Source organism: Leptolyngbya sp. Cla-17, from assembly GCF_016807185.1.
In the GTDB taxonomy this organism is placed as follows: Bacteria; Cyanobacteriota; Cyanobacteriia; order Leptolyngbyales; family Leptolyngbyaceae; genus ULC077BIN1.
The window spans coordinates 906374-927541 of the sequence record NZ_JAEVYN010000002.1; the positions used below are offsets into that span (position 1 = coordinate 906374).

Sequence of the window (21168 nt, forward strand, 5' to 3'; positions counted from 1 at the left end):
ATTGGGACTGGGATCAATTTTTCCCTCCTATTCTCTACCGCTGTTTCCTTCTACAAAATTTCTACTATCCAAAGAAAAGGCAACAAAGACTTATGGCTAAGCGCATTATTTACAACGAAAACGCTCGTCGTGCTCTAGAGCGCGGTATGGATATTTTGGCTGAGGCTGTGGCAGTTACTTTGGGTCCCAAAGGTCGCAACGTCGTTCTAGAGAAGAAGTTTGGCGCACCCCAAATTGTTAACGATGGTGTCACCATCGCCAAGGAAATTGAGTTAGAAGATCACGTTGAGAACACAGGCGTGGCGTTGATTCGTCAAGCTGCTTCCAAAACCAATGATGCAGCCGGTGATGGCACTACAACCGCAACAGTTTTGGCTCACGCGATGGTAAAAGAAGGTCTGCGGAACGTGGCAGCAGGTGCCAACGCGATCGCCCTCAAACGCGGGATCGATAAAGCAACTGGTTTCTTGGTAGACAAGATTGCTGAACACGCTCGTCCAGTTGAAGATTCTAAGTCGATCGCACAGGTCGGTGCCATCTCCGCCGGAAACGACGAAGAAGTCGGTGCCATGATTGCGAACGCCATGGATAAAGTGGGCAAAGAAGGCGTGATTTCCTTGGAAGAAGGCAAATCTATGGTAACTGAACTGGAAGTTACCGAAGGGATGCGCTTTGACAAAGGCTATATTTCTCCTTACTTCGCCACCGACATGGAACGGATGGAAGCAGTGATGGAAGAGCCTTTCATCCTGTTGACCGACAAGAAGATTGCTTTGGTGCAAGACTTGGTGCCTGTGCTAGAGCAAGTGGCGCGTTCAGGTCGTCCCTTGGTGATCATCGCCGAAGATATCGAGAAAGAAGCGCTTGCAACCTTGGTAGTCAACCGTTTGCGCGGTGTGCTGAATGTGGCTGCGGTTAAAGCTCCTGGCTTTGGCGATCGCCGCAAATCAATGTTGGAAGACATCGCCGTGCTAACTGGTGGTCAAGTGATTACCGAAGATGCAGGTCTGAAGTTGGATGCTGTGAAGCTAGATAGCTTAGGTAAAGCTCGCCGCATCACCATCACCAAAGACAACACTACCATCGTGGCAGAAGGCAATGATGGTGCAGTCAAGGCTCGTGTTGAGCAAATCCGTCGTCAAATGGAAGAAACTGATTCTTCTTACGACAAAGAAAAGCTGCAAGAGCGCTTGGCTAAATTGGCGGGTGGCGTTGCGGTGATCAAGGTTGGCGCAGCAACCGAAACCGAAATGAAAGACCGCAAACTGCGGTTAGAAGATGCTATCAACGCAACCAAAGCGGCTGTGGAAGAAGGTATCGTTCCTGGTGGCGGCACCACTCTGGCACACCTGAGTCCTGAGTTGGAAACCTGGGCAAACGACACTCTCGTTGGTGAAGAACTGACGGGTGCGCTGATTGTCTCTCGTGCATTGGCAGCGCCTCTGAAGCGAATTGCTGAAAATGCGGGTCAAAATGGTGCGGTGATTGCAGAACGTGTGAAAGAGAAGTCTTTCAACGTTGGCTTTAATGCAGCAACCAATGAGTTTGTGGACATGCTGGAGGCGGGAATTGTTGACCCTGCTAAGGTAACCCGTTCTGCTCTGCAAAACGCGGCTTCCATTGCTGGCATGGTGTTGACCACTGAATGCATCGTGGTTGACAAGCCCGAACCTAAAGATGGCGCACCTGCTGGCGGTGGCGGCGGCATGGGCGGCGGCGACTTCGACTACTAAGAAGGGATAAGAAGTTAGGAGTTTAATATTCTTTCTCTCCTGAAAATAAATAACTAAAAAGCGATCGCTCTTTTGCAAGAGCGATCGCTTTTATTTTGCTATGTTGACTCAATCAATCGTTAGTTGAAAGCATCCTTAATGCTATCAACAGTACGCTCAACAGCATTCTTAGTGTTGTCTACTGCTTTCTGAGTCCGATCTGCATCTTCCTCGGCTCTTTTCTCGATGAAACTCGCATCTTTTTTGGCCTTGCGCTCAAAAACATTGTCATTAGCGTCAGTTGCTCGATCAACCTTTGCAGCGTTGTTCTTAGCGGTTTGCTTAACTTTATCTTTGGTATCTTCAATAAAGCCCTTAGCGCGCCCAGCGTCTTTGCTAGCTTTCTCCTGAACCTTGTCGCCCGCATCCATTGCTGCAATCAAACTTGTATTAGGATTGGCCATCGCAGTCATATTTGAAGAAAAGGCACCCTGCCAAATAAAGGCGATCGCGGATACACATAGAACAGTGGTAGTAATCCAACGTGCTGCCGAGGACAACTGTTTTGTTAATAGATTCAATTGCATAAAATGTAATCTCCGTTAAATTTGGCACTCTAGTTTTACTTTATTTATTCAAGTGGTTGAATCGTTCTATAGATAGAACTTGATCGATCACAGGCTTCTAGAGAAATTCACCAGTTTGATAGATTGAATTTTGGCGGAGATCGCTTGCATCCACTGAGAATTAGAGGTGACAATGGGTGTAAACAGATCTTCAAATAACGATACGTTTGTTTAGATATGGTGTTTGATTCTTATTCGACTTTCCCTGCTTTAAAGCAAAATTATTCTGGGCAAACAGTTCATCAAACGGCTAGTGAGCAATCTAAGAAGCTGGATTATGATGTGGCGATCGTGGGTGGCGGCATTGTAGGGCTAACTTTTGCCTGTGCGCTAAAAGAATCGGGTTTGCGGATAGCGGTGATTGAAGCAAAGACAGATTCAGCAGCCGTGAGCCGAGGGCAGGCTTATCACATCAACTTGATGTCTAGCCACATTTTCGAGGGAATTGGTGCATGGGCGCAGATGCAGCATCAGGTAAACCCCATTCAGCAGATCCGTCTTTCGGATGCTGATCACCCCACTATTGTGCAGTTTCTGCCAGAAGATTTGAAAACGACCGTATTGGGTTATGTTGCCGATCATGCTGTGGTGCTTGAAGCGTTACGAGATTTTTTACACCACTGTTCTAACGTGACCTATCTGTGCCCGGCTGAGGTCGTGCAAGCTCATTACAACACCGACCAGGTAGAACTGGAATTGGTGCAGAAGGGCGAAAACAGGTGTCTTTCGGCTCAGCTTTTAGTGGCGGCAGATGGGGCACGATCGCCCATTCGTCAGCATGCAGGCATCCGTGCTGAGGGCTGGCAATATTGGCAATCCTGTGTGGTAGCCTTCATTCAACCTGAAAAACCTCATCACAACATTGCCTATGAGCGGTTTTGGGAAGGTGGACCTTTCGCGATTTTGCCTTTGCCAAACAATCTCTGTCGCATTGTTTGGACGGCTCCCAAGGAAGAAGCAAAAGAAATCTTAGCGCTTAATGATCAAGATTTTTTAGCACGACTTAAACAACGCTATGGCGATCAGATGGGTGAACTTACACTCATGGGGCAACGTTACTTGTTTCCGGTTCATTTGATGCACAGCCGCTCCTACACGCTACACCGCTTAGCGCTGATTGGGGATGCTGCTCATTGTTGCCATCCCGTTGGTGGGCAAGGCGTAAACCTGGGCATTCGCGATGCGGCGGCTCTGGCACAGGTGTTACAGGTAGCCGCTCAAAAGGGGCAAGATCTAGGGCTGTTGCCAGTGCTGCGTCAGTACGATCGCTGGCGGTTTTTAGAAAATCTAACGATTTTGGGTTTCACCGATGTCCTCGATCGCCTGTTTTCCAACAATCTATTTCCATTAGTAATCCTTCGTCGAGCGGGACTGTGGGTTCTACAATCTGTACAGCCGATCAAGGTAATTGCACTCAAGTTGATGACAGGATTGCTGGGGCGATCGCCTGAACTTGCAAAAAATCAACAAAATAGATGATGACCCATCACCTTCACGCTGTTGGATCGGACGCTGTTTGAGTGGGTCGAGTAAGTTGCTGAATGCGCTCGCCCTTACTTGCGCCCCAGCAATTTATCTCGCAAGTGTTTGATTTTGTCGCGGAATTCGGCGGCTTTTTCAAACTCCAGCTTTTTTGCCGATTCCTTCATCTGGGCTTCCATTTGGACGATGATATCCGGGATATTCTCCATCGGAATCTCGCTGGCGTGGGTGTAAACCTCTTCCAGTTCATTTGCCTTGAGGCGACGAGACACATCCAAAAACTTGAGGATGGAATTATTTTGGCGTTTGATGATGGAATAAGGCGTAATGCCGTGATCTTCGTTGTACTGGGCTTGAACAGCACGGCGGCGTTCCGTTTCAGAGATAGCTTTTTCCATGCTCTTGGTCATGTTGTCGCCATACAAGATTGCCTTGCCATCCACATGACGCGCCGCTCGTCCGATGGTTTGAATCAGCGATCGCTCTGCCCGCAGATAGCCTTCCTTATCGGCATCCAAAATGGCAACTAGGGAAACCTCCGGCAAATCAAGCCCTTCTCTGAGCAAGTTCACCCCGATCAGCACATCAAAATCCCCTTCCCTCAGCCCTTGCAAAATTTCAATCCGCTCAATTGAGTTAATTTCTGAATGCAAATAGCGCACTCGAATGCCCCGTTCTTGAAAATATTCCGTGAGATCTTCCGCCATTCGCTTGGTCAAGGTCGTCACTAAAACCCGCTCGTTTTTGGGCACCCGCTCCTGGATTTCGCCAAACAGATCATCCACCTGCCCTTGAGTCGGTCGCACAAAGATTTCTGGATCGAGTACTCCGGTTGGACGAATGATTTGATCGACAACGTGGTCTTCAGAGATTTCTAGTTCCCACTCGCCCGGTGTGGCAGAGACAAACACGCATTGGCTCACCTTATCCCAAAATTCTTCAGCTTTGAGGGGGCGGTTATCGGCGGCACTAGGCAAGCGAAACCCGTGTTCAATCAGCACCCCTTTGCGGGATTGGTCACCGTTATACATGGCGCGTAGTTGAGGAATGGTGACGTGGGATTCATCAATCACTAACAGCCAATCCTTGGGAAAATAGTCGAGCAAACATTCGGGAGCGGCTCCGGCTTCTCGTCCGGCGAGGTGGCGCGAATAGTTTTCTACGCCGTTGCAAAAGCCCACTTCTCGCAAAATTTCCAGGTCGTAGCGGGTGCGCTGTTCAAGCCGCTGTGCCTCTAACAGTTTGCCGTGGGTTTCCAAAAACAGCAGGCGATCGCGCAGTTCTTTTTCAATGTCATCACAAGCTTCTTTCAGCCGATCTTCTGGGGTGACAAAGTGACGAGCGGGGTAAATATTTACCCCTTTCATGCTTTGCAAGGTGGTGCCCGTCACGGGATCGATATAGCGGATTGCTTCGATCTCGTCGCCAAAAAACTCGACCCGAATGATTCGATCTTCGTAAGCGGGACCAATCTCCAGCACGTCGCCCTTGATCCGAAACCGACCGCGTCCCAACTCCAAATCATTGCGGGTATATTGCACAGAGATTAAGTCACGAATTGCGCCGCGCAAGTTGATTTCTTCGCCAACTCGCAGGGGAATTGCTGCCTTCAAATATTCTGAGGGAATACCCAAGCCATAAATACAGCTAATCGATGCAACCACGATCACATCTCGTCGCTCAAACAGCGATCGCGTTGCCGAGTGCCGCAACATGTCGATTTCTTCGTTAATCGATGAGGTTTTGGCAATGTAGGTATCGCTAACGGGAATATAGGCTTCAGGCTGGTAATAATCGTAATAGCTGATGAAATACTCGACGGCGTTATCGGGGAAAAATTCGCGCAACTCATTGCATAACTGCGCTGCCAGGGTTTTGTTGTGTGCCAAAACCAGGGTTGGTCTACCCAGCGTGTCAATCACCCGCGCCATTGTGTGGGTTTTGCCGGTGCCAGTTGCACCCAGCAAAGTGGTGTAGCGGTTGCCATCATTAATAGATTCAAGAATTTGGGCGATCGCTTTAGGCTGATCACCGGCTGGTTCAAATGGTGCCTGAATGTCGAACTGCGCCATGTTTCAAAAAATGTGGGGTACGAAGTTGAGAGTACGGTGTGCGGAGTTTGGAGTTGTTTTCTTTGACCCCTGAAACCTAAATTCCTGCCCCCTGACACGCTTCCCCAGTGTAGCGATTTCTAAGTTTTCCAGAGTCCCCATGCCTTGCAGAAAGCCGAATTTTCTACCTATAGAGTGATTGGTTTAGTCGCTCAAATTGAGTAAAACTGGTCGAATGATTCGTGCACTTGGGAGATAAATATGTCTGCAAAAACGCCACTTGAAGGCACTGAGTTGGTTGATTGCGCCCGTGCAAATGCAAAGCAAGGAAGCGAAACTGCTGCGGAGTTATGTGGGTATGGGAATGATTTAAACCGCTTCAAGCAAGCTGTAAAACAGGCTTGTGAACACATGGGAGTGCAGTTTAATGAATTGACCGATCTGACTAAAGATGATTCAAGCCTTGTGGAAGTGGAGGGCGAAATTGTGGCTCCTGATTCTGCTGGGCAGCTTTAATTGAGCTTTTCAGATTTTTGTGGCTGTTACTGAAATTGGCGATGAAAAGTGCGAAAGGCGCGATCGCCAATTTCGCTGTACCCTATGCTACGCAAGTGACTCAAGATCACCAGTCATCGATGGATGCTGTTGACTGCAGGTTTGAAACAAAATAGGGACAGTTGTGCCCGTGACTTGACGGGCTACGAAAATCCGTCAAGTCACGGGCAATTTGAGTATATTGATGCTGAAAGTGATGAGAGATAAAAAGAGAATAAAGCCAATCGTGTCGAGTGTGGTGGTGACTAACGGACCGCTGACTAATGCCGGATCAAGCTTGATGCGTTTCATGCCCATAGGCAAAAGGGCACCTAAAGCCACTGCAACCAGAGTGTTTATTGCCATGACCAATCCCGCTACGACGGAAACCCACTGCTCATGATTTCGTGTCCAGATGAGAGATATCATCATCATCATCGCTCCCAGAGCAAGGGCAGTTCCTAATCCGGCTAAGAGTTCTTTCCGCAGAATAGCGAGAGTATCGCTGGGAGTAATTTCTCCAACCCCAAGCCCTCGAACCGTCACAGACAGGGTTTGAAAGCCCACATTGCCGCTACTGTTTGCCAAAATCGGCATGACGACTGACAACACCGGAACCACTGAAATCACTTGTTGAAAGGGCGCGATCGCACTGGCAGCAAAGACATACAGCACAATGTTAATCATCAGCCACGGGAGGCGTTTGCGAATCGTGATAGAAGGAGAGGCTAAAGAAGACTCATCGCCACCCCCGCCCGCGAGCTTCTGCATGTCTTCCGTAGCTTCTTCTTCCAATACATCCACCATGTCATCAATGGTGATGATGCCTACTAACCGCTCTTCTCGGTCTACTACAGGAGCCGCCAATAGGTCATAGCGCTTCATCAGTTGCGCTGCTTCTTCTTGGGGCGTTTCGGTGTGAACTTTAATCACGCGATCGCTGGCAATATCGCCAATCAATGCGTCCGGTAAAGAAAACAGCAGTTGCCGCAACGATACCACCTGTACTAACTTACGGTTTTTGTCGGTGACATAGGCATAGTAAATCGTTTCTTTGTCACGGTCATCTAACCGAATTTTGCTGAGAGCTTCTGCGACGCTTAGCCCTTGCTGCAAACGCACATACTCGGTTGTCATCAGCCGACCTGTGGTGCCTTCGGCATAGCCCAAGATTGTTGCTGTTGCTTGCCGCTCTATAGGGCTAAGGTTTTGAATCAGCCGCCGCACCACTCCAGCAGGCAGTTCGTCAAACAATTCGGCGCGATCGTCCGGGCGCATTGCTTCAATAATTTGGCACACCTGGATGTCATGCAAGGCTCCAACGAGTTCTTCCCGCACTTCAGGCGGCAAATATTCAAAAACATCGGTCGCCTGGTCTTTATTGAGCAAACGAAAGGCGATCGCGCGGCGTTCTTGGGGCAGGTCAACAATGAAATCGCCTACGTCAATTGCAGGTAATTGGTTTAGCTCAAACTTTAGCCGATTCCAATCGGAAGTTTCCGACAGGGAAGTACGCCCTTCCTGAGTAAGCATGGTGTTCTCCTCAATCTCCCCCGCGCTGGGAGATTAAGACTCACCAGGCTAGAGGAGGATAATACTGTGTGGGAATGGACTACTGTCCATGAATAATTCAGAACTCAACATCGATGTTTTTGGTAAACATCGCTAATCTTATGCTACCTCTTAAACCCCTAGTTTCACCATGCCAAAGGCAGTAGATCTCTCTTGAAAAGAGTCCCTAAACATCAGAGGCGCTTAGAATTGGCAGTTAAACCCTAGAACAGGGATCAACTCAGTCTGAATAATCGGCTCGTGACCAATCGAACTGAAATTTTCTAGCCAGTTACTTAGAAGGAAGAAATCTGCGAGTTGATGCTGTCCCAATAGTTGAGCTATAGGATCTAGGGATTTCCAACAACTAGCAAATTTTTAGTTTTTGCGATCGCTCTGCTAACAGGCTCACAGCATTGCTCATTTAACTCTAAGACGGATTTTGGGCAAGCTTTTGAGCGATTTCAGGATTGTACAGTCGCAAGTAGTTCCAGTAATTTTCAAAAACCGACTTCACATAGCCGCGAGTTTCGTCGTAAGGAATAGATTCCACAAACTGATCGGGGTCGCCCAATCCTTTTTTAGCAATCCAACCGCCCACAGCACCGGGACCTGCGTTGTAACTTGCGACTGCCAGCATTGAGTTATTGGCATACTCATCGTGGGTGTAATCCAAATACCAGGTGCCGAGCTTAATGTTGTCGTCCGGTTCTGCCAGTTGATATTCCTTGAGCTTAATTTGTTTGGCAATCCAGGCTCCTGTTTCGGGCATTACCTGCATCAATCCCTTGGCACCTGCTGAAGAGGTGATATTGGACATGAAGCGAGATTCTTGGCGAATCAGGGCAGTGACTAGTAGCGGATTTAGCTGGCGGTCTTGCGACCACGCTTCAATTGGTTGCAGGTAAGGAAATGGATATAGTGCATACCAATAACCCATTTGTTGCTTTAAAGCCTTGTATTGCTGGAGTTCTTCAGCAGTTTCGCGTTGGCTCAAGTGGGACACCATAAAAATGCCATCCAGGTGATCGCCAATGCCAAGCCGCATCACGCCATCAGTAAATTGTTCTGCCACGGTGGGCGTTGCGGCATTTTGAAATTCCACTTGCCATAGTTTCCAGGCATCTTGATCTTGCCCCAGTTGGTAAAGCTCCCGTAAGGTATCCGAACCAATCGGCAAGGGTGGACGAGCGGTGGGACGGGCAACCGCAGGCTTTAGATCGCGAACCGAAGAGAAGTCGCCCACGTTCCAGCCCAACATATCAGCCGATCGCCAAGCGTAGTAGGACTGAGGATATTTTGCTAGCACGAACTCAAAGGTTTCTTTCGCTTCTTTGGATTTGCCCAATTGGGTCGCCCATTTGCCTACCCAAAAAGCTGCTTCTGGGGCAAACTCGCTATCAGGATTTTGGGTAACGATGGGAGCTGCCCATTTCCAGGCGGTTTGGGTATCTCCAGCTTTTGCCTGTTCGGCGGCAAGCTGCCAGCGCAATTCTGCGGCTGCATCCGATTTTCCATATTGATTGAGGAGATATTGCCGCGTTTGAGCAGCAGATTCTTTGCTGTTCAGTTCATCTAGAACTTTAGACTTTTGTAGCAATGCTTCGCCAGCCCGATCTGGAAAACGAGCGATCGCCTGATCTAAGTAAGCGATCGCCTGTTCCGGCTGCACAATCTTCGACAGTCGGAGCAGGGCCAGTCCTGCCTCAGGAGCCGTGGGAAAGGTATTCACCGTGCGGATGTAGGCATCAGTAGCTCCGCCAGTTTCGCCAAGTTGCAACCCTCTCGCTGTGCGATAGGCATTGCGTGCCGTGAGCGAGGCTTTCGCGTAGGCAGTTCCCGCTTTGCCGTATTGTTGCTTTTCCCAATAGCCAAAGGCGATCGCGCCCCAATCTTCAGGTTTTAGCTGGTTGCTGTATTTCTCGACCAGATGATCCAAATAAGATGAATATTTTTCTAAATACAGCCCATGTCGGGCAATCACCCGCAGCGAATCTAGTTGATTCGGATTTTTCTGGAGACGCTGCTGAGAGATTTCTACCGTGCGAGGATGGGCAGGAAATTGAGCGATCGCCTGATCCCAATACCGGGGATTTGTCTTGCCTAAGGCAAACAGCGCTTCAGCCGCCGCAGGATCTTTGGGATAGCGCTTGAGCAGCTCTTGCCAGGTTGCTTGAGATTTTGTCGCATCTCCAGTTTGCTCTAAAGCTTGAGATTGCTTGACCAACACGTAGGGTGCCAGCACCGGATAGTCAGCATCCAACCCCTTCAGTTGGTCTAGTGCCTTTTTTGCCTGTCCTTGCTGCAACAGGTCAGTTGCCAGCAAATAACGAGCGCGGCTGCTTTCAATTGGCTTTTTGGCTTGAACGATCGCGGTCAGCTTTTCCGTCCGTTTGGCTGGCGACAAGGCTTTCAGCACATTGATATCCTGGACCTGAACGGCTGCCGCTTGCAGTTCCGCACCAGATCTCATAAACTGCGTGGCTTCGGTTTGGCGAGTAGAGAGCGCTTTCACAAAAGCGCTTCCAATTATCAAAACACTCAAACCTGCACCAACCAACCGATACACTTGTTTCCTTCCGCGCTTCTGCATGGGGGCTATACCAGAAATGGGGAAAATTTTAACCGAGCAATTCTTTAGCGACTTTAGCACTTCTATAAAAAAGTGACCGAAAGATTAGGACGCTTCAATTCTGCGTCCCCCATCTTTATGATCGATACTGGAAATAAGTTGAGTTAATCGGAATTTAGAGGACAGTTTGAATGGATCTGCGAGCAATCAATACTTCCTGTGTGGAATGGTCGGGCGATGCCTTAGCAGTGGGGTTGTTTGAAGACCAGGTAGAATTGGCGGGTGACCTGGCGGCCTTGGATGACAAGCTATCTGGCACTATGAAAGAACTCATTGCCGAAGTGGATTTTAAGGGCAAAGAGGGCAGCAGTGCATCAACACGGATTGGCGGTGGCAGCAGCATTCGTAAGATTATTTTGGTCGGTTTGGGCAAGCCAGATAGTCTAAAACTAGAGGGGTTGCGACGGGCGGCGGCGACGGCAGCAAAACTGGCTCGAAAAGAGAAATGCAAAATTTTGGGGATTAGCTTTCCGATATGCGATGCCAATGCTGAGGCGACTGCCCAGGCGATCGCCGAAGGAGCTGAACTTGCTCTTTATCAAGACACGCGATTTAAGTCAGAGCCTGATGACAAAATTACCAAAGTCGAACGAATCGATCTGTTGGGTTTAGCGGGGCAAGAATCCGCGATCGCCCGCGCCCGTCAGATTGTCTCTGGGGTATTTTTGGCACGAGAATTGGTAGCGGCTCCGGCAAACTTCGTCACGCCAGTCACCTTGGCAGACACCGCCAAGGCGATCGCCCACGAATACGGACTGGAAGTGCATATCTTAGAGCAAGCTGAGTGTGAAGCATTAGGCATGGGTGCGTTTTTAGGCGTGGCTCAGGCATCCGATTTGCCACCCAAGTTTATTCACCTGATCTATAAGCCAGAAGGCACTCCCCGGCGCAAAGTGGCAATTATTGGTAAGGGGGTAACGTTTGACTCCGGTGGACTGAACATTAAAGGGGCAGGCAGCGGGATTGAGATGATGAAAACTGACATGGGCGGAGCGGGTGCCACATTAGGGGCCGCCAAAGCGATCGCTCAGCTCAAACCCGATGTGGAAGTTCACTTCATCAGCGCTGCCACAGAAAATATGATCAGCGGTCATGCCATCCATCCCGGTGATATTCTCACAGCTTCCAACGGTAAGACGATTGAGATCAATAACACCGATGCGGAAGGTCGCCTGACTCTGGCAGATGCGCTGGTGTTTGCCGAAAAGCTGGGAGTAGACGCGATCGTCGATCTTGCCACCCTTACCGGAGCCTGCGTGGTCGCTTTGGGTGACGATATTGCTGGATTATGGAGTCCCCATGATGCACTGGCTGCTGAGATAGCTCAAGCGTCTGAAGGCGCGGGAGAGAAAATTTGGCGGATGCCGATGGAAGAAAAATACTTTGATGGTCTAAAGTCTGTGGTTGCCGATATGAAAAATACAGGTCCACGCATGGGGGGAGCCATCACTGCGGCATTGTTTTTGAAGCAGTTTATCAAAGAAACTGCTTGGGCCCATTTAGATGTAGCAGGTCCCGTTTGGGCAGACAAGGAAAATGGCTATAACGGTGTAGGTGCAACAGGTTATGGCGTTCGTACTCTGGTCAACTGGGTGCTGAATTGATCTCTTCCTGGTTATCCGGTTTAGATTTTATCTAAACCGGGTTGCGTCACAATTGCCCAATTCCTCTGGCTCCATGCCTTGACCCTTCTATTCGCTGTCATCCCTCGTGTAGGTGCCATCGGTACAAGACAGCGTACCCTGGACTAACTGAGCTCATTTGCCTCCTCCAACTGCGATGGTTGGCTACCTTGGCGCAGAATCTACCACTGGGGGCAAGAATGTTTTGGCTCTTCGTCACTCGTGTCGCGAAACCACTGCTGATGGCACCTAACGATTAAGTTCACCCGCCGCCGAAAGCGTAACGAAGAGCACGACGAGCGAAGCTGTAGGCGGTCGGGTGCAGTGCCTTGTTCTGCTGGCGTTGGTCAGCATTAAGCACTCATTTGTTTGAGCAGCGCAACTTGCTCTGGATGCAAACTAATTCTGGGACGAAGTACTTTGACTTTATCGATCGCCTCCTGCGCTGTATGCGCTTTACCTGATAAAAGTAGATACGCTGCAACGAACGTGCGCTACGTCCATGCCCCAACGCGCAATGAACATAAACCGGGCCTTTGGCAGATTCTTCTTGTATCCACTCGGCTCCAGATTTCAGCGATTCCAAAGAAGGAGCGCGCGTATCGAGAATTGGAATGCAGCGATACGAAAGCCGACGAAGTGCCGGTGTCTCGCTGAATTCACACGTTAAATCCAGCACGCTTTTGATACCCAACTTCTCAATATCGCGTTTGTCACTGGCACCCAACCGACAACCCAAATACACATTCTCATCAATCTTATCGAAGGCGTTTTCTTTTCCGAAGCGACGAAACCCAAGAAGGCTAAACCAGTTCAGTAAGTGATACGGCCAATATAGAACGTAACTCAACAAACTCAATTCTCCATTTGGATTTTTCAAGAAAGCACGATGACCGATGAAAGCGTAAGCTAAGCCAACACCTGAAAATGCGATGGCGAATGAAGCAGCAATTATCCTGACTGCAAGTACTGGTAACGTTGCAGCATAAAAAGCGCAAATGAGGCCAAAAAGGACGAAGACAACTGCATATTTCATTACGTTGAATTATGACTAATGCCGAAACGCCGTGCTCACCAGTACAACTAATTAGGCCGAAAGTTTTCGTATAACATTTCAAAACGGGTGAATAGGCAGATGTCTGTACAACACCTCTAATCAAGTAGATAGGCGGAAAGATCGCCTATTTTAGATGTGTGCGGTGGTCATTGATCGCCCTAGTCATTGCCCGTGCTTTCTTGCTTTGCAGTTTACTTTCTTTGAAATTAAGCACAAAACCTTGAAGGATTATACTGAGGGACGAGAGAGAGGCAAAGGGAGAGTTGGAGGCACATGACATGAGCCAACAACAGCGAACAACTAAACTATTGATTTAGAGGTTTTCATGAGAGTGGCAGTGACAGGGGCAACGGGGTTTGTGGGTAGCCGTCTGGTTGAGCGACTGCAAGCGGAAGGGCATCAAGTGTTGGTGTTGGCGAGAAATCTGGATCGAGCGGCGCGGATGTTTCCAGCGTCAGCTTTTCCGGCAGTGAAGGTTGTAGAGTACACTCCGCTGCAATCAGGTGAGTGGCAGCAAGGGGTGTCGGGCTGCGATGGCGTGGTGAATCTGGCGGGAGAACCGATTTCGGAACGATGGACGGCAACCCATAAGCAAGGCATTGTGGAAAGTCGGCAATTGGGAACGCAAAAACTGGTGGAGGCGATCGCCCAAGCTACCCCTAAGCCGCAGGTGTTGGTCAGCGCGTCGGCAATTGGGTTTTATGGTACTAGCGAGACGACAACCTTTGATGAAACAAATGCAGCAGGCAACGACTTTTTAGCAGAAGTTTGCAAAGTGTGGGAAGCAGAAGCACAAAAAGTAAGGGATGCAGGCGTGCGGCTAGTCATTTTGCGCCTTGGGATTGTATTAGGTATGGGCGGCGCGATCGCCAAAATGTTGACCCCATTCAAACTGTTTGCAGGTGGACCGATTGGCACAGGCAGACAGTGGTTTTCCTGGATTCATCGCGAGGACGTAGTCAATCTGATTTTGCAGGCCTTGACTCAGCCCAGCATGGAGGGTGTCTTCAATGCCACCGCTCCTAACCCCGTTCGCATGGCAGAATTTTGCAACACGTTAGGGCAGGCAATGAATCGCCCATCCTGGTTGCCCGTGCCAGCGTTTGCGATCGAGGCACTGCTCGGCGACGGAGCCGTAGTAGTTCTGGAAGGGCAACAAGTGTTACCCAAACGCACCCAAACTAGTGGATTTCAGTACCAATACTCTGATTTGAAAGTTGCCGTAGCAGAAGTGCTAGCAGAGGAATAGTGCGTTAGGGCAACTGGATGGACTTTATCCACACACTTTTTTAACGATCTCAAGCTGGCTAACCTCGGCCCACCAGGTCAACAATTTAGGAGTTTGAGCCGTAATAGCTTTAAACTCTGCCGTTTTAGAAAGGTAGGTAAAGATAGGAATCAGGTAGAAATCAGCAATGGTCGGAGTGCTGCCGAGCAGGTATGGACTCCCGATGGTGAGCGATTCGATCGCCGCTGCTGCGGTTTGTGCGGGCGCGATCGCATTCGCTACCTTGTTTTCATCAGAGGTGCCACCCTGACTGGGTACAATCAAGCGCTGAATCACAATGCTGGTAATCGCCGAAGGATAGAGATAGCTGTCAATAATCGACATAATCTGGCGCATTCGGGCTTGCAGTATAGGCTCCGTTGGGCTGAATTTGTGATGAGCAAAAACCGTATTCAAATATTCGGTAGTGGCAGGCGTTTCGTATAGTAATTCTCCATCAATATCCAGGGTGGGTATTTTACCAAAGGGGTTTTTGGCAAGGTACTCTGCTGATTGGCTTTCTCCCTTAAAGATATCGACTGACTTGAGGGTATAGTCTATGCCGATGCTTTCCAACAATAGCCGGACCGTGCGAACGTAGGTGCTGACGGGCGTTCCATAAACAGTAAGGTTTGCCATGCGTAATAGATGCCTAATCAAAAGTACGGTAGTCATCAGAATACGCTACTCTTTGGCGCGATCGCTGTTGCGTTCCCAACCTTCAGTCGGCTGTAAACTCCTCCGACTTTACTCAGCCCGATTCAACTTTTTCGATACCCAACTTGAAATGCCGCTAACGATCGCACCGGTCATCAAAATTCCGAGTGCAGGTTGCACCACAGGTTGCCACAGCTGATACCAAACATCCAAGCCGAGGGGAACGCCACTGGTTCGACCCACAACCGCGATCGCCAACCAAACAAAACAGAACAACACAAAAAATAAATCTGCCATCAACGCCAGATTCAGCCAGTCCAGCAGTTTGTCTTTCATGGGTTTACTGTATAAAACTCTCTGATCGTTTAGCTTACAGCGGTTTACTCAGCAAACACACCCTGAATAGAATTGGGGACAATCTCAAACTCCACTCCATAGGTTTCCAATAGATTGCAGCTCTCGTGATCTACCTCATTGGTGTCGCTCAACTCCAAACTATAAAAATCGATAGTTGATTGCTCAAAATAAGGTCCCGCGTGCCAAGTGCCTAGATGCAGCTTAATAAAGCAATTGCCCGGAATGCGAAAAGCGGTAAGATCCTCCCATTGTGGAGCAACCGTGCCCCTAGGTGGTGCCACTGCCATAAACCACTCTTTCCCTTCTAACGAACCCAGGCATTGAGTGCAGCGTTGATGCCTGGTAATGCTGTTAAACTTAAGCCCCCGATTGTGCTGACGCATGATGTAGAAACGCGGTATGCCATTCTGAAGCTGGAGTTGGGCATCGCGATCGCCATAAGGCTGATCGTCCTGAACAGAAAAAATCACTTGTCCAAAAGGTTGAAACGCCTCTGGGGTGATGAGTTGAGATCGTAATTTAAGCAGCAAGTAAGTTTCCATAAGCGGAGTGCAAAGAGGGACGGGATGGAAATGGATTCACGCTCAAACACCTTTTTTCCGCAGATTCATTTTGTGCCAAATAGGCGATCGCCGGCATCGCCTAACCCTGGAATAATGTAGCCATGCTCATCTAAACGCTCATCGATAGCCGCCGTGTAGATGGACACATCGGGATGATGGTCATGAAAATTGGCAATACCTTCTGGGGCCGCTAACAGACAAACTAGCTTTAGCGTTTTAGGATTAGTTTCTTTGAGCCGATCTACCGCTGCGATCGCCGAATTTCCAGTCGCAACCATCGGATCTACCACCATCATGTCCCGCTCTTCAATGTCATGGGGCACTTTGAAATAATACTCCACCGGAGTCAAGGTATGCGGATCACGATATAAGCCAATATGCCCCACCCGTGCCGATGGCATCAACTGCAACATCCCATCCAAAATGCCTTGACCTGCCCGCATAATCGAGACAATTACTAGCTTTTTTTCAGGTGCCAGCACTGGCGCTTTCATCTCTGCCAGTGGGGTTTGAATCATCTCATATTTCAGCGGCAAATCGCGCGTCACCTCATACGCCAACAACATACTAATTTCGGTGAGCAGCGATCGAAATTTTGCCGTACTCGTTTCCTCTCGCCGCATCAACGTCAGTTTGTGCTGAATTAAAGGATGGTCAATTACCGTTACTTTAGAAGTCATGTGAGTCGGAAATAGTAGGTATAGGGTGGAGGGATGAACAGGAAAGTTTTGAGTGTTGAATTCGTCACAATTCCTGCGGAGATGTTATGCGAATGCCACTTGTCGCTCCTAAAACACCGTGCCGTCGCTTTCAATTTGTAGGGGGGGAGTGCCTCCGGGTCGCAGTTCTGCGGCGATTTGCCGTCCGGCTGTCCAAGTGCCGCCTTGCAGAATCTTGACCAGGGGAAGGTCAATGGCTGTCATGCCGAGCTTTTGGCGGATCGTATCAGCAATGCGATCAAGCAAAATCACGGTGAGGGCGCGCCATTCCACGATCGCCTCAGAACTAACAAGCTGCGGCTGTTGCAACAGGGCTGGATCTTTCACTTGCAGGAGTTCCAAGTCGATGCACAAACCGCCATTGCGATATTCGGGCAAGCCAGTTAGCTCATCCAGACCAATAATTTCTAAGCCAAGCGCTTGTAGCGGTTCGAGTAGGGAATAGGTGAGCCATTGAGAAAGTTTGTGAAAGGGAATCAGCGAAGAAAATAGGGTTTGGGAGCTAGGATCTTGGGGTGAAGAGGTGTTTAGGGCAGAATGAGTCCATACGTCGCCAAGGTTGATATTGGCGAGGGTGAGCCGTCCTGACCAGATGTCACTGAACCCTTCCAAGACTGCGCTCAAGACTTGTACAGCAGCAAGAGTGCCATTGCGCGATCGCGTTAGCAGGTAGTCCACTAACAGTCCGGGGCGAGGAGATTGGGTGCCGAATAGGTGGGGATAGCGGGGCAGGGTGTATCCGAGTTGCTGCAACAGTTGGGTCCGACCGGATAGTCCCACAAGTGGATTTTTAGTCGTCACCTGAAAGCCAGTAGCAAGAGACTCTGCGGTGATTTTTTGCAGAGCGTCAGCATTTACTTGAAGCGGATGAGCGCGATCGCTAGAGAAGATCCCCTGGCACATCATCCAAAAGCTGGCGATCGCCAACCCTTCAGAGCGGCCGAAAGTTTGGCTGGTGCTGGTTTCGGTGTAATGCCATGCGGCTCCGGCTCCGGCATCCAGCAAGACGCTGACGATTGCCAGATCAAATTGGGCACGAGCTTTTTCAATCGGTGTTAACCCGATTAGCGATTGCTCTAGATGCGCCAATCGACTTGGATTACCTACTTCAAAGTGTCGCCAGCGGCTATGAAAGGGAATATCCAAATCGGGATAGTGCTGTCGCATGACGCGTAGAACATAGTCGGCAGTAGGTTCTAACCGGGTTGGATCACACTGAAAGTGTGATAGGCGATCGCCCAAAGCCATCTCAAAGAGCTGAGTGCAACGTTCTCGAATGGTGTGGGGCGATCGTAGATAGGCGACCTGAGCCAACGGATCGGTCAACATGGCGGCAGATTCATTCAGCATTATTCAGCTAAATCCCGTCCTTTTACACCTGCTAATCCCAAAGCTGACAGAATTGCCCCATCGGTATAGTAGCCAGCGGCTTTCTTCGCTTCGATCTCCACCTGAGCATCCAAAGGAATCAGGTCTTGGGGAATCGGTACGCGCTCCACGATTTCAATGCCCGCTTGAGTCACAGCATCGTATTTCATATTGCTCATGGAAATGAAGCGATCAATGCGGGTAATGCCTAGCCAGTGCAACACATCGGGCATCAGTTCTTGAAAGCGCATATCCTGTACGCCAGCTACGCATTCGGTACGGGCAAAGTAAGCATCGGCGCGATCGCCTCCCTCTTGCCGCTTTCGAGCGTTATACACCAGAAACTTGGTGACTTCGCCTAATGCCCGTCCTTCCTTCCTCCAATAGACAATCACCCCGGCTCCACCCTCTTGGGCAGTCTGCACACAGGCTTCAATACCGTGAACTAGATAAGGGCGACAGGTGCAAATATCCGAGCCAAATACGTCTGAGCCATTGCATTCATCGTGAACCCGCACGGCCAGGGGCTTATTGGGATCGGTAATCGCAGCAGGATCACCCACCACATATACCGTTGCGCCGCCAATGGGTGGCAAAAACACATGTAAATCAGGGCGGGTGACTAACTCTGGAAACATGCCACCCGTTTGTTCAAACAATGCTCGCCGCAGATCAGATTCTGTTACGCCGAGCCGCTGAGCGATGCCGGGTAAATACCACACGGGTTCGATCGCCGCCTTCGTTACCACCAGATCGCCGCCCTGCTTCATAATTTTGCCGTCTACCTGCAAGCGCCCTTTGGCGAGCGCCTCTACCAGTTCGGGCATGTTGATGTGGGCTTGGGTCACAGCGATCGTCGGGCGAATATCATATCCAGCCTCATATAGCGAGGCGTATAGTTCTCCTACTACTGCCCCAAAGGGATCAAGCGAAACAATTTTTTGCGGATCAAACCAGGCGGCGTGAGGTCCAATCAATGCAGCCGGAGCCGTATTGGTTAGGTCGGCGCGGTGATCTGCCTGTAACTGACCACTAGCCACTGCCAGCGCCCGATAGATGCCATAGGCTCCAGAATGAGAACCGATGACATTCCGTTTGGCAGAACTGGTCAGGGTGCCCACAATTGCGCCTCGCTCCAGCGGATCAGTGGCTCCCCAATGAATCGGAATGGGTTTTGGTCCAAACCGAGTTGGATGAGAGGTCAGCACGATATGCTTCGATTTTGTCGTGCCATTGCCGTTTTTTTCAAGCGTCATAGATGCCCCCTGCTTCTGAAAAGTAGATTGAACGGAGATGCGATCGACGTAGATGAATTAAGCCTCTCATCCTAGCAGCAAACGTTTGCTAGGAGAGTGATCCAGGGGGCAGAAGCCGAGAACTAGCAAGGGGCAAACGACAAAGAGAAAATTTTGAGTTTTGAGTTTTGAGTTCTAAGTTTTGAGTTTTGGGTTTTACCCTTTATATCCCTCTACTTCTCCCCTTGAACCCTCAGCTTTCCTTCCCTCTTTTAAGCGCTTCAATAATTTGCAGATTAGCTTTGGGAAATGGATAGCTGTCTAGATCGGTGAGTTCGACCCAGCGGATTTCGTCGCACTCGATCGCTTGAGGTTCGCCGCTGAGATGCTTGCAGTGATGCACGTTGAGGGTAACGTGAAAATGGCTGTAGGTGTGGTCTACCACGATCAAGCGATCGCCGACTTCAATCTCAATCCCCAATTCTTCTTGAATTTCACGCTGGATACAGGCTGGGATAGTTTCGCCCGGTTCCACTTTTCCACCGGGAAACTCCCACATGCCGCCCAGCAGTCCTTCAGGCTTGCGGCGATCGATGAGGATCTGTCCCGCATCGTTCCAGATCACGGCGACACCAATCATTTTGCGGGGAATCGGGGGACGGGTTTCGGTCATAGGTAGTTCGGTTTGAATGCCTTGAATGTAAGCGCGGCAGTAAGTCTGCCAGGGACAGCGATCGCACAAAGGATTGCGCGGTAAGCAAACGGTTGCGCCCAGATCCATCCATGCTTGATTAAAGTCGCGGGGATGCGCTGGGTCGAGCAGAACTTCGGACAATTGCCAGAGATGAGCGATCGCTCTTTTGGTTGGAATCGCAAGGGCAACCAGTCGCGCTAGTACACGCTTCACATTACCATCCAAGATGGAGGTTGGCTGGTCAAATGCGGCACTCAAAATGCCACCTGCTGTGGTGCGTCCAACCCCAGACAAGCTGATTACCGCTTTCAAATCCGTGGGGAAATTACCGTTGTGCTTGCTGACAATTTCTTGGGCAGCGCGATGCAGGTTACGGGCACGGGCGTAGTATCCTAAGCCCTGCCAGACTTTCAACACCTGCTGTTGCTCGGCAGACGCCAGAGCTTGCAGGGTGGGAAACTGGGTAAGCCAGCGATCGTAATAGGGAATCACTGTTTTTACCTGAGTCTGTTGCAACATAATCTCTGACACCCATATGGCATAGGGATCACGGCTGCGTCGCCATGGCAAATCGCGCCCTTGCTCGCTGTACCAATTCAGCAAAGTGGAGCGCAGAGCTGAAATGACAGAACTCGGCAAGCGATCGCTTACCGAGTCCGTTGATGTCAATTCACTAACTCCGGTTTGGCTGAGAGAAGCCCGCTTATTCTGCTGCCGCATCTGATGCGATCGCAAAGGACTTTTCAAACGCCATTCGCTGTTCAGCGTTCCGAAGAAAATAGCCGCTCATTACCGCTGAGGCTAGCAAACGTCCTAAATCTTCGCGGGTTGTGGAAACCTGAACGTTGAAGCCGTCGCTAGGAAGCCCACCCAGCAGACCGATAATATTTCGCTCTACAACCTGAAACACTTCTGTAGAAGCAGGTCGAGATAACTGAGCAATCGTTTCGGCAGGCATCGACTGCACATATTGCAATAAAGAATTTCCTTTCTCAAGATCGTCAGTAATAAATTCTGGCAAGCGTTCTTGGTTATTCACAA

At 49.7% G+C, this 21168-nt stretch carries 18 protein-coding genes; 5 read left to right on the forward strand and 13 right to left on the reverse strand.

Annotated elements, in window-relative coordinates:
* The first annotated feature begins 92 nt into the window (after positions 1–92).
* Positions 93–1733, forward strand: coding sequence for a chaperonin GroEL (groL, locus tag JOY44_RS15390; protein ID WP_171574536.1), 1641 nt, complete (start codon positions 93–95; stop codon positions 1731–1733).
* A gap of 119 nt (positions 1734–1852) precedes the next feature.
* Here the strand turns inward: groL and JOY44_RS15395 are convergent, their stop codons facing one another.
* A complete protein-coding gene (locus tag JOY44_RS15395) occupies positions 1853–2299 on the reverse strand; it encodes a hypothetical protein (RefSeq protein ID WP_171574537.1) in 447 nt (148 codons plus the stop codon).
* A gap of 216 nt (positions 2300–2515) precedes the next feature.
* Here JOY44_RS15395 and JOY44_RS15400 point away from each other — a divergent pair, with 216 nt between their 5' ends.
* Positions 2516–3817 (forward strand): FAD-dependent hydroxylase, encoded by a 1302-nt coding sequence (locus JOY44_RS15400; protein ID WP_171574538.1) that lies wholly within the window; start codon positions 2516–2518, stop codon positions 3815–3817.
* Between the two features lie 74 nt (positions 3818–3891).
* On the opposite strand, the gene uvrB is transcribed toward JOY44_RS15400, so the two are convergent.
* The gene (gene uvrB / locus JOY44_RS15405) at positions 3892–5892 is read right to left on the reverse strand and encodes an excinuclease ABC subunit UvrB (RefSeq protein ID WP_171574539.1); all 2001 of its coding nucleotides are present in this window, start codon (positions 5890–5892) and stop codon (positions 3892–3894) included.
* A 240-nt stretch (positions 5893–6132) separates the two neighbouring features.
* Between uvrB and JOY44_RS15410 the strand changes: the two genes are divergently transcribed.
* The gene (locus tag JOY44_RS15410; protein WP_171574540.1) at positions 6133–6387 is read left to right on the forward strand and encodes a hypothetical protein; all 255 of its coding nucleotides are present in this window, start codon (positions 6133–6135) and stop codon (positions 6385–6387) included.
* A 195-nt stretch (positions 6388–6582) separates the two neighbouring features.
* On the opposite strand, the gene mgtE is transcribed toward JOY44_RS15410, so the two are convergent.
* Together mgtE and JOY44_RS15420 are read right to left on the reverse strand one after the other, a co-directional pair.
* Positions 6583–7938 (reverse strand): magnesium transporter, encoded by a 1356-nt coding sequence (gene mgtE / locus JOY44_RS15415; RefSeq protein WP_171574541.1) that lies wholly within the window; start codon positions 7936–7938, stop codon positions 6583–6585.
* 448 nt (positions 7939–8386) lie between these two features.
* A complete protein-coding gene (locus JOY44_RS15420) occupies positions 8387–10549 on the reverse strand; it encodes a transglycosylase SLT domain-containing protein (protein ID WP_171574542.1) in 2163 nt (720 codons plus the stop codon).
* Between the two features lie 170 nt (positions 10550–10719).
* On the opposite strand from JOY44_RS15420, the gene JOY44_RS15425 reads away from it, so the two are divergent.
* Entirely contained in the window at positions 10720–12192 is a 1473-nt protein-coding gene (locus JOY44_RS15425; RefSeq protein ID WP_171574543.1) for a leucyl aminopeptidase, read from the forward strand.
* 379 nt (positions 12193–12571) lie between these two features.
* Here the strand turns inward: JOY44_RS15425 and JOY44_RS15430 are convergent, their stop codons facing one another.
* Complete coding sequence (locus JOY44_RS15430; RefSeq protein ID WP_171574544.1) at positions 12572–13246, reverse strand: dual specificity protein phosphatase family protein; 675 nt, start codon at positions 13244–13246, stop codon at positions 12572–12574.
* Positions 13247–13592: 346 nt separating this feature from the next.
* Here JOY44_RS15430 and JOY44_RS15435 point away from each other — a divergent pair, with 346 nt between their 5' ends.
* Complete coding sequence (locus JOY44_RS15435; protein ID WP_171574545.1) at positions 13593–14516, forward strand: TIGR01777 family oxidoreductase; 924 nt, start codon at positions 13593–13595, stop codon at positions 14514–14516.
* A gap of 24 nt (positions 14517–14540) precedes the next feature.
* Here the strand turns inward: JOY44_RS15435 and JOY44_RS15440 are convergent, their stop codons facing one another.
* The 8 genes from JOY44_RS15440 to JOY44_RS15475 all read right to left on the reverse strand — a co-directional run bounded on the left by JOY44_RS15440 (position 14541) and on the right by JOY44_RS15475 (position 21166).
* Positions 14541–15173: a glutathione S-transferase family protein gene (locus tag JOY44_RS15440; RefSeq protein ID WP_171574546.1), complete on the reverse strand. Its 633-nt coding sequence runs from the start codon at positions 15171–15173 to the stop codon at positions 14541–14543.
* A 108-nt stretch (positions 15174–15281) separates the two neighbouring features.
* A complete protein-coding gene (locus JOY44_RS15445) occupies positions 15282–15527 on the reverse strand; it encodes a hypothetical protein (protein ID WP_171574547.1) in 246 nt (81 codons plus the stop codon).
* A gap of 44 nt (positions 15528–15571) precedes the next feature.
* Entirely contained in the window at positions 15572–16090 is a 519-nt protein-coding gene (locus JOY44_RS15450) for an ureidoglycolate lyase (RefSeq protein WP_171574548.1), read from the reverse strand.
* Positions 16091–16155: 65 nt separating this feature from the next.
* Entirely contained in the window at positions 16156–16791 is a 636-nt protein-coding gene (gene upp / locus JOY44_RS15455; RefSeq protein WP_171574549.1) for a uracil phosphoribosyltransferase, read from the reverse strand.
* A 108-nt stretch (positions 16792–16899) separates the two neighbouring features.
* A complete protein-coding gene (locus JOY44_RS15460) occupies positions 16900–18180 on the reverse strand; it encodes a URC4/urg3 family protein (protein WP_171574550.1) in 1281 nt (426 codons plus the stop codon).
* Positions 18180–19454: a GTP cyclohydrolase II gene (locus JOY44_RS15465; protein WP_171574551.1), complete on the reverse strand. Its 1275-nt coding sequence runs from the start codon at positions 19452–19454 to the stop codon at positions 18180–18182. The genes JOY44_RS15460 and JOY44_RS15465 overlap by 1 nt, the downstream gene beginning before the upstream one ends.
* A 232-nt stretch (positions 19455–19686) precedes the next feature.
* The gene (mutY, locus tag JOY44_RS15470) at positions 19687–20874 is read right to left on the reverse strand and encodes an A/G-specific adenine glycosylase (RefSeq protein ID WP_197985446.1); all 1188 of its coding nucleotides are present in this window, start codon (positions 20872–20874) and stop codon (positions 19687–19689) included.
* Positions 20831–21166: a DUF760 domain-containing protein gene (locus JOY44_RS15475; protein ID WP_171574552.1), complete on the reverse strand. Its 336-nt coding sequence runs from the start codon at positions 21164–21166 to the stop codon at positions 20831–20833. The genes mutY and JOY44_RS15475 overlap by 44 nt, the downstream gene beginning before the upstream one ends.
* Between the last annotated feature and the right edge of the window lie 2 nt (positions 21167–21168).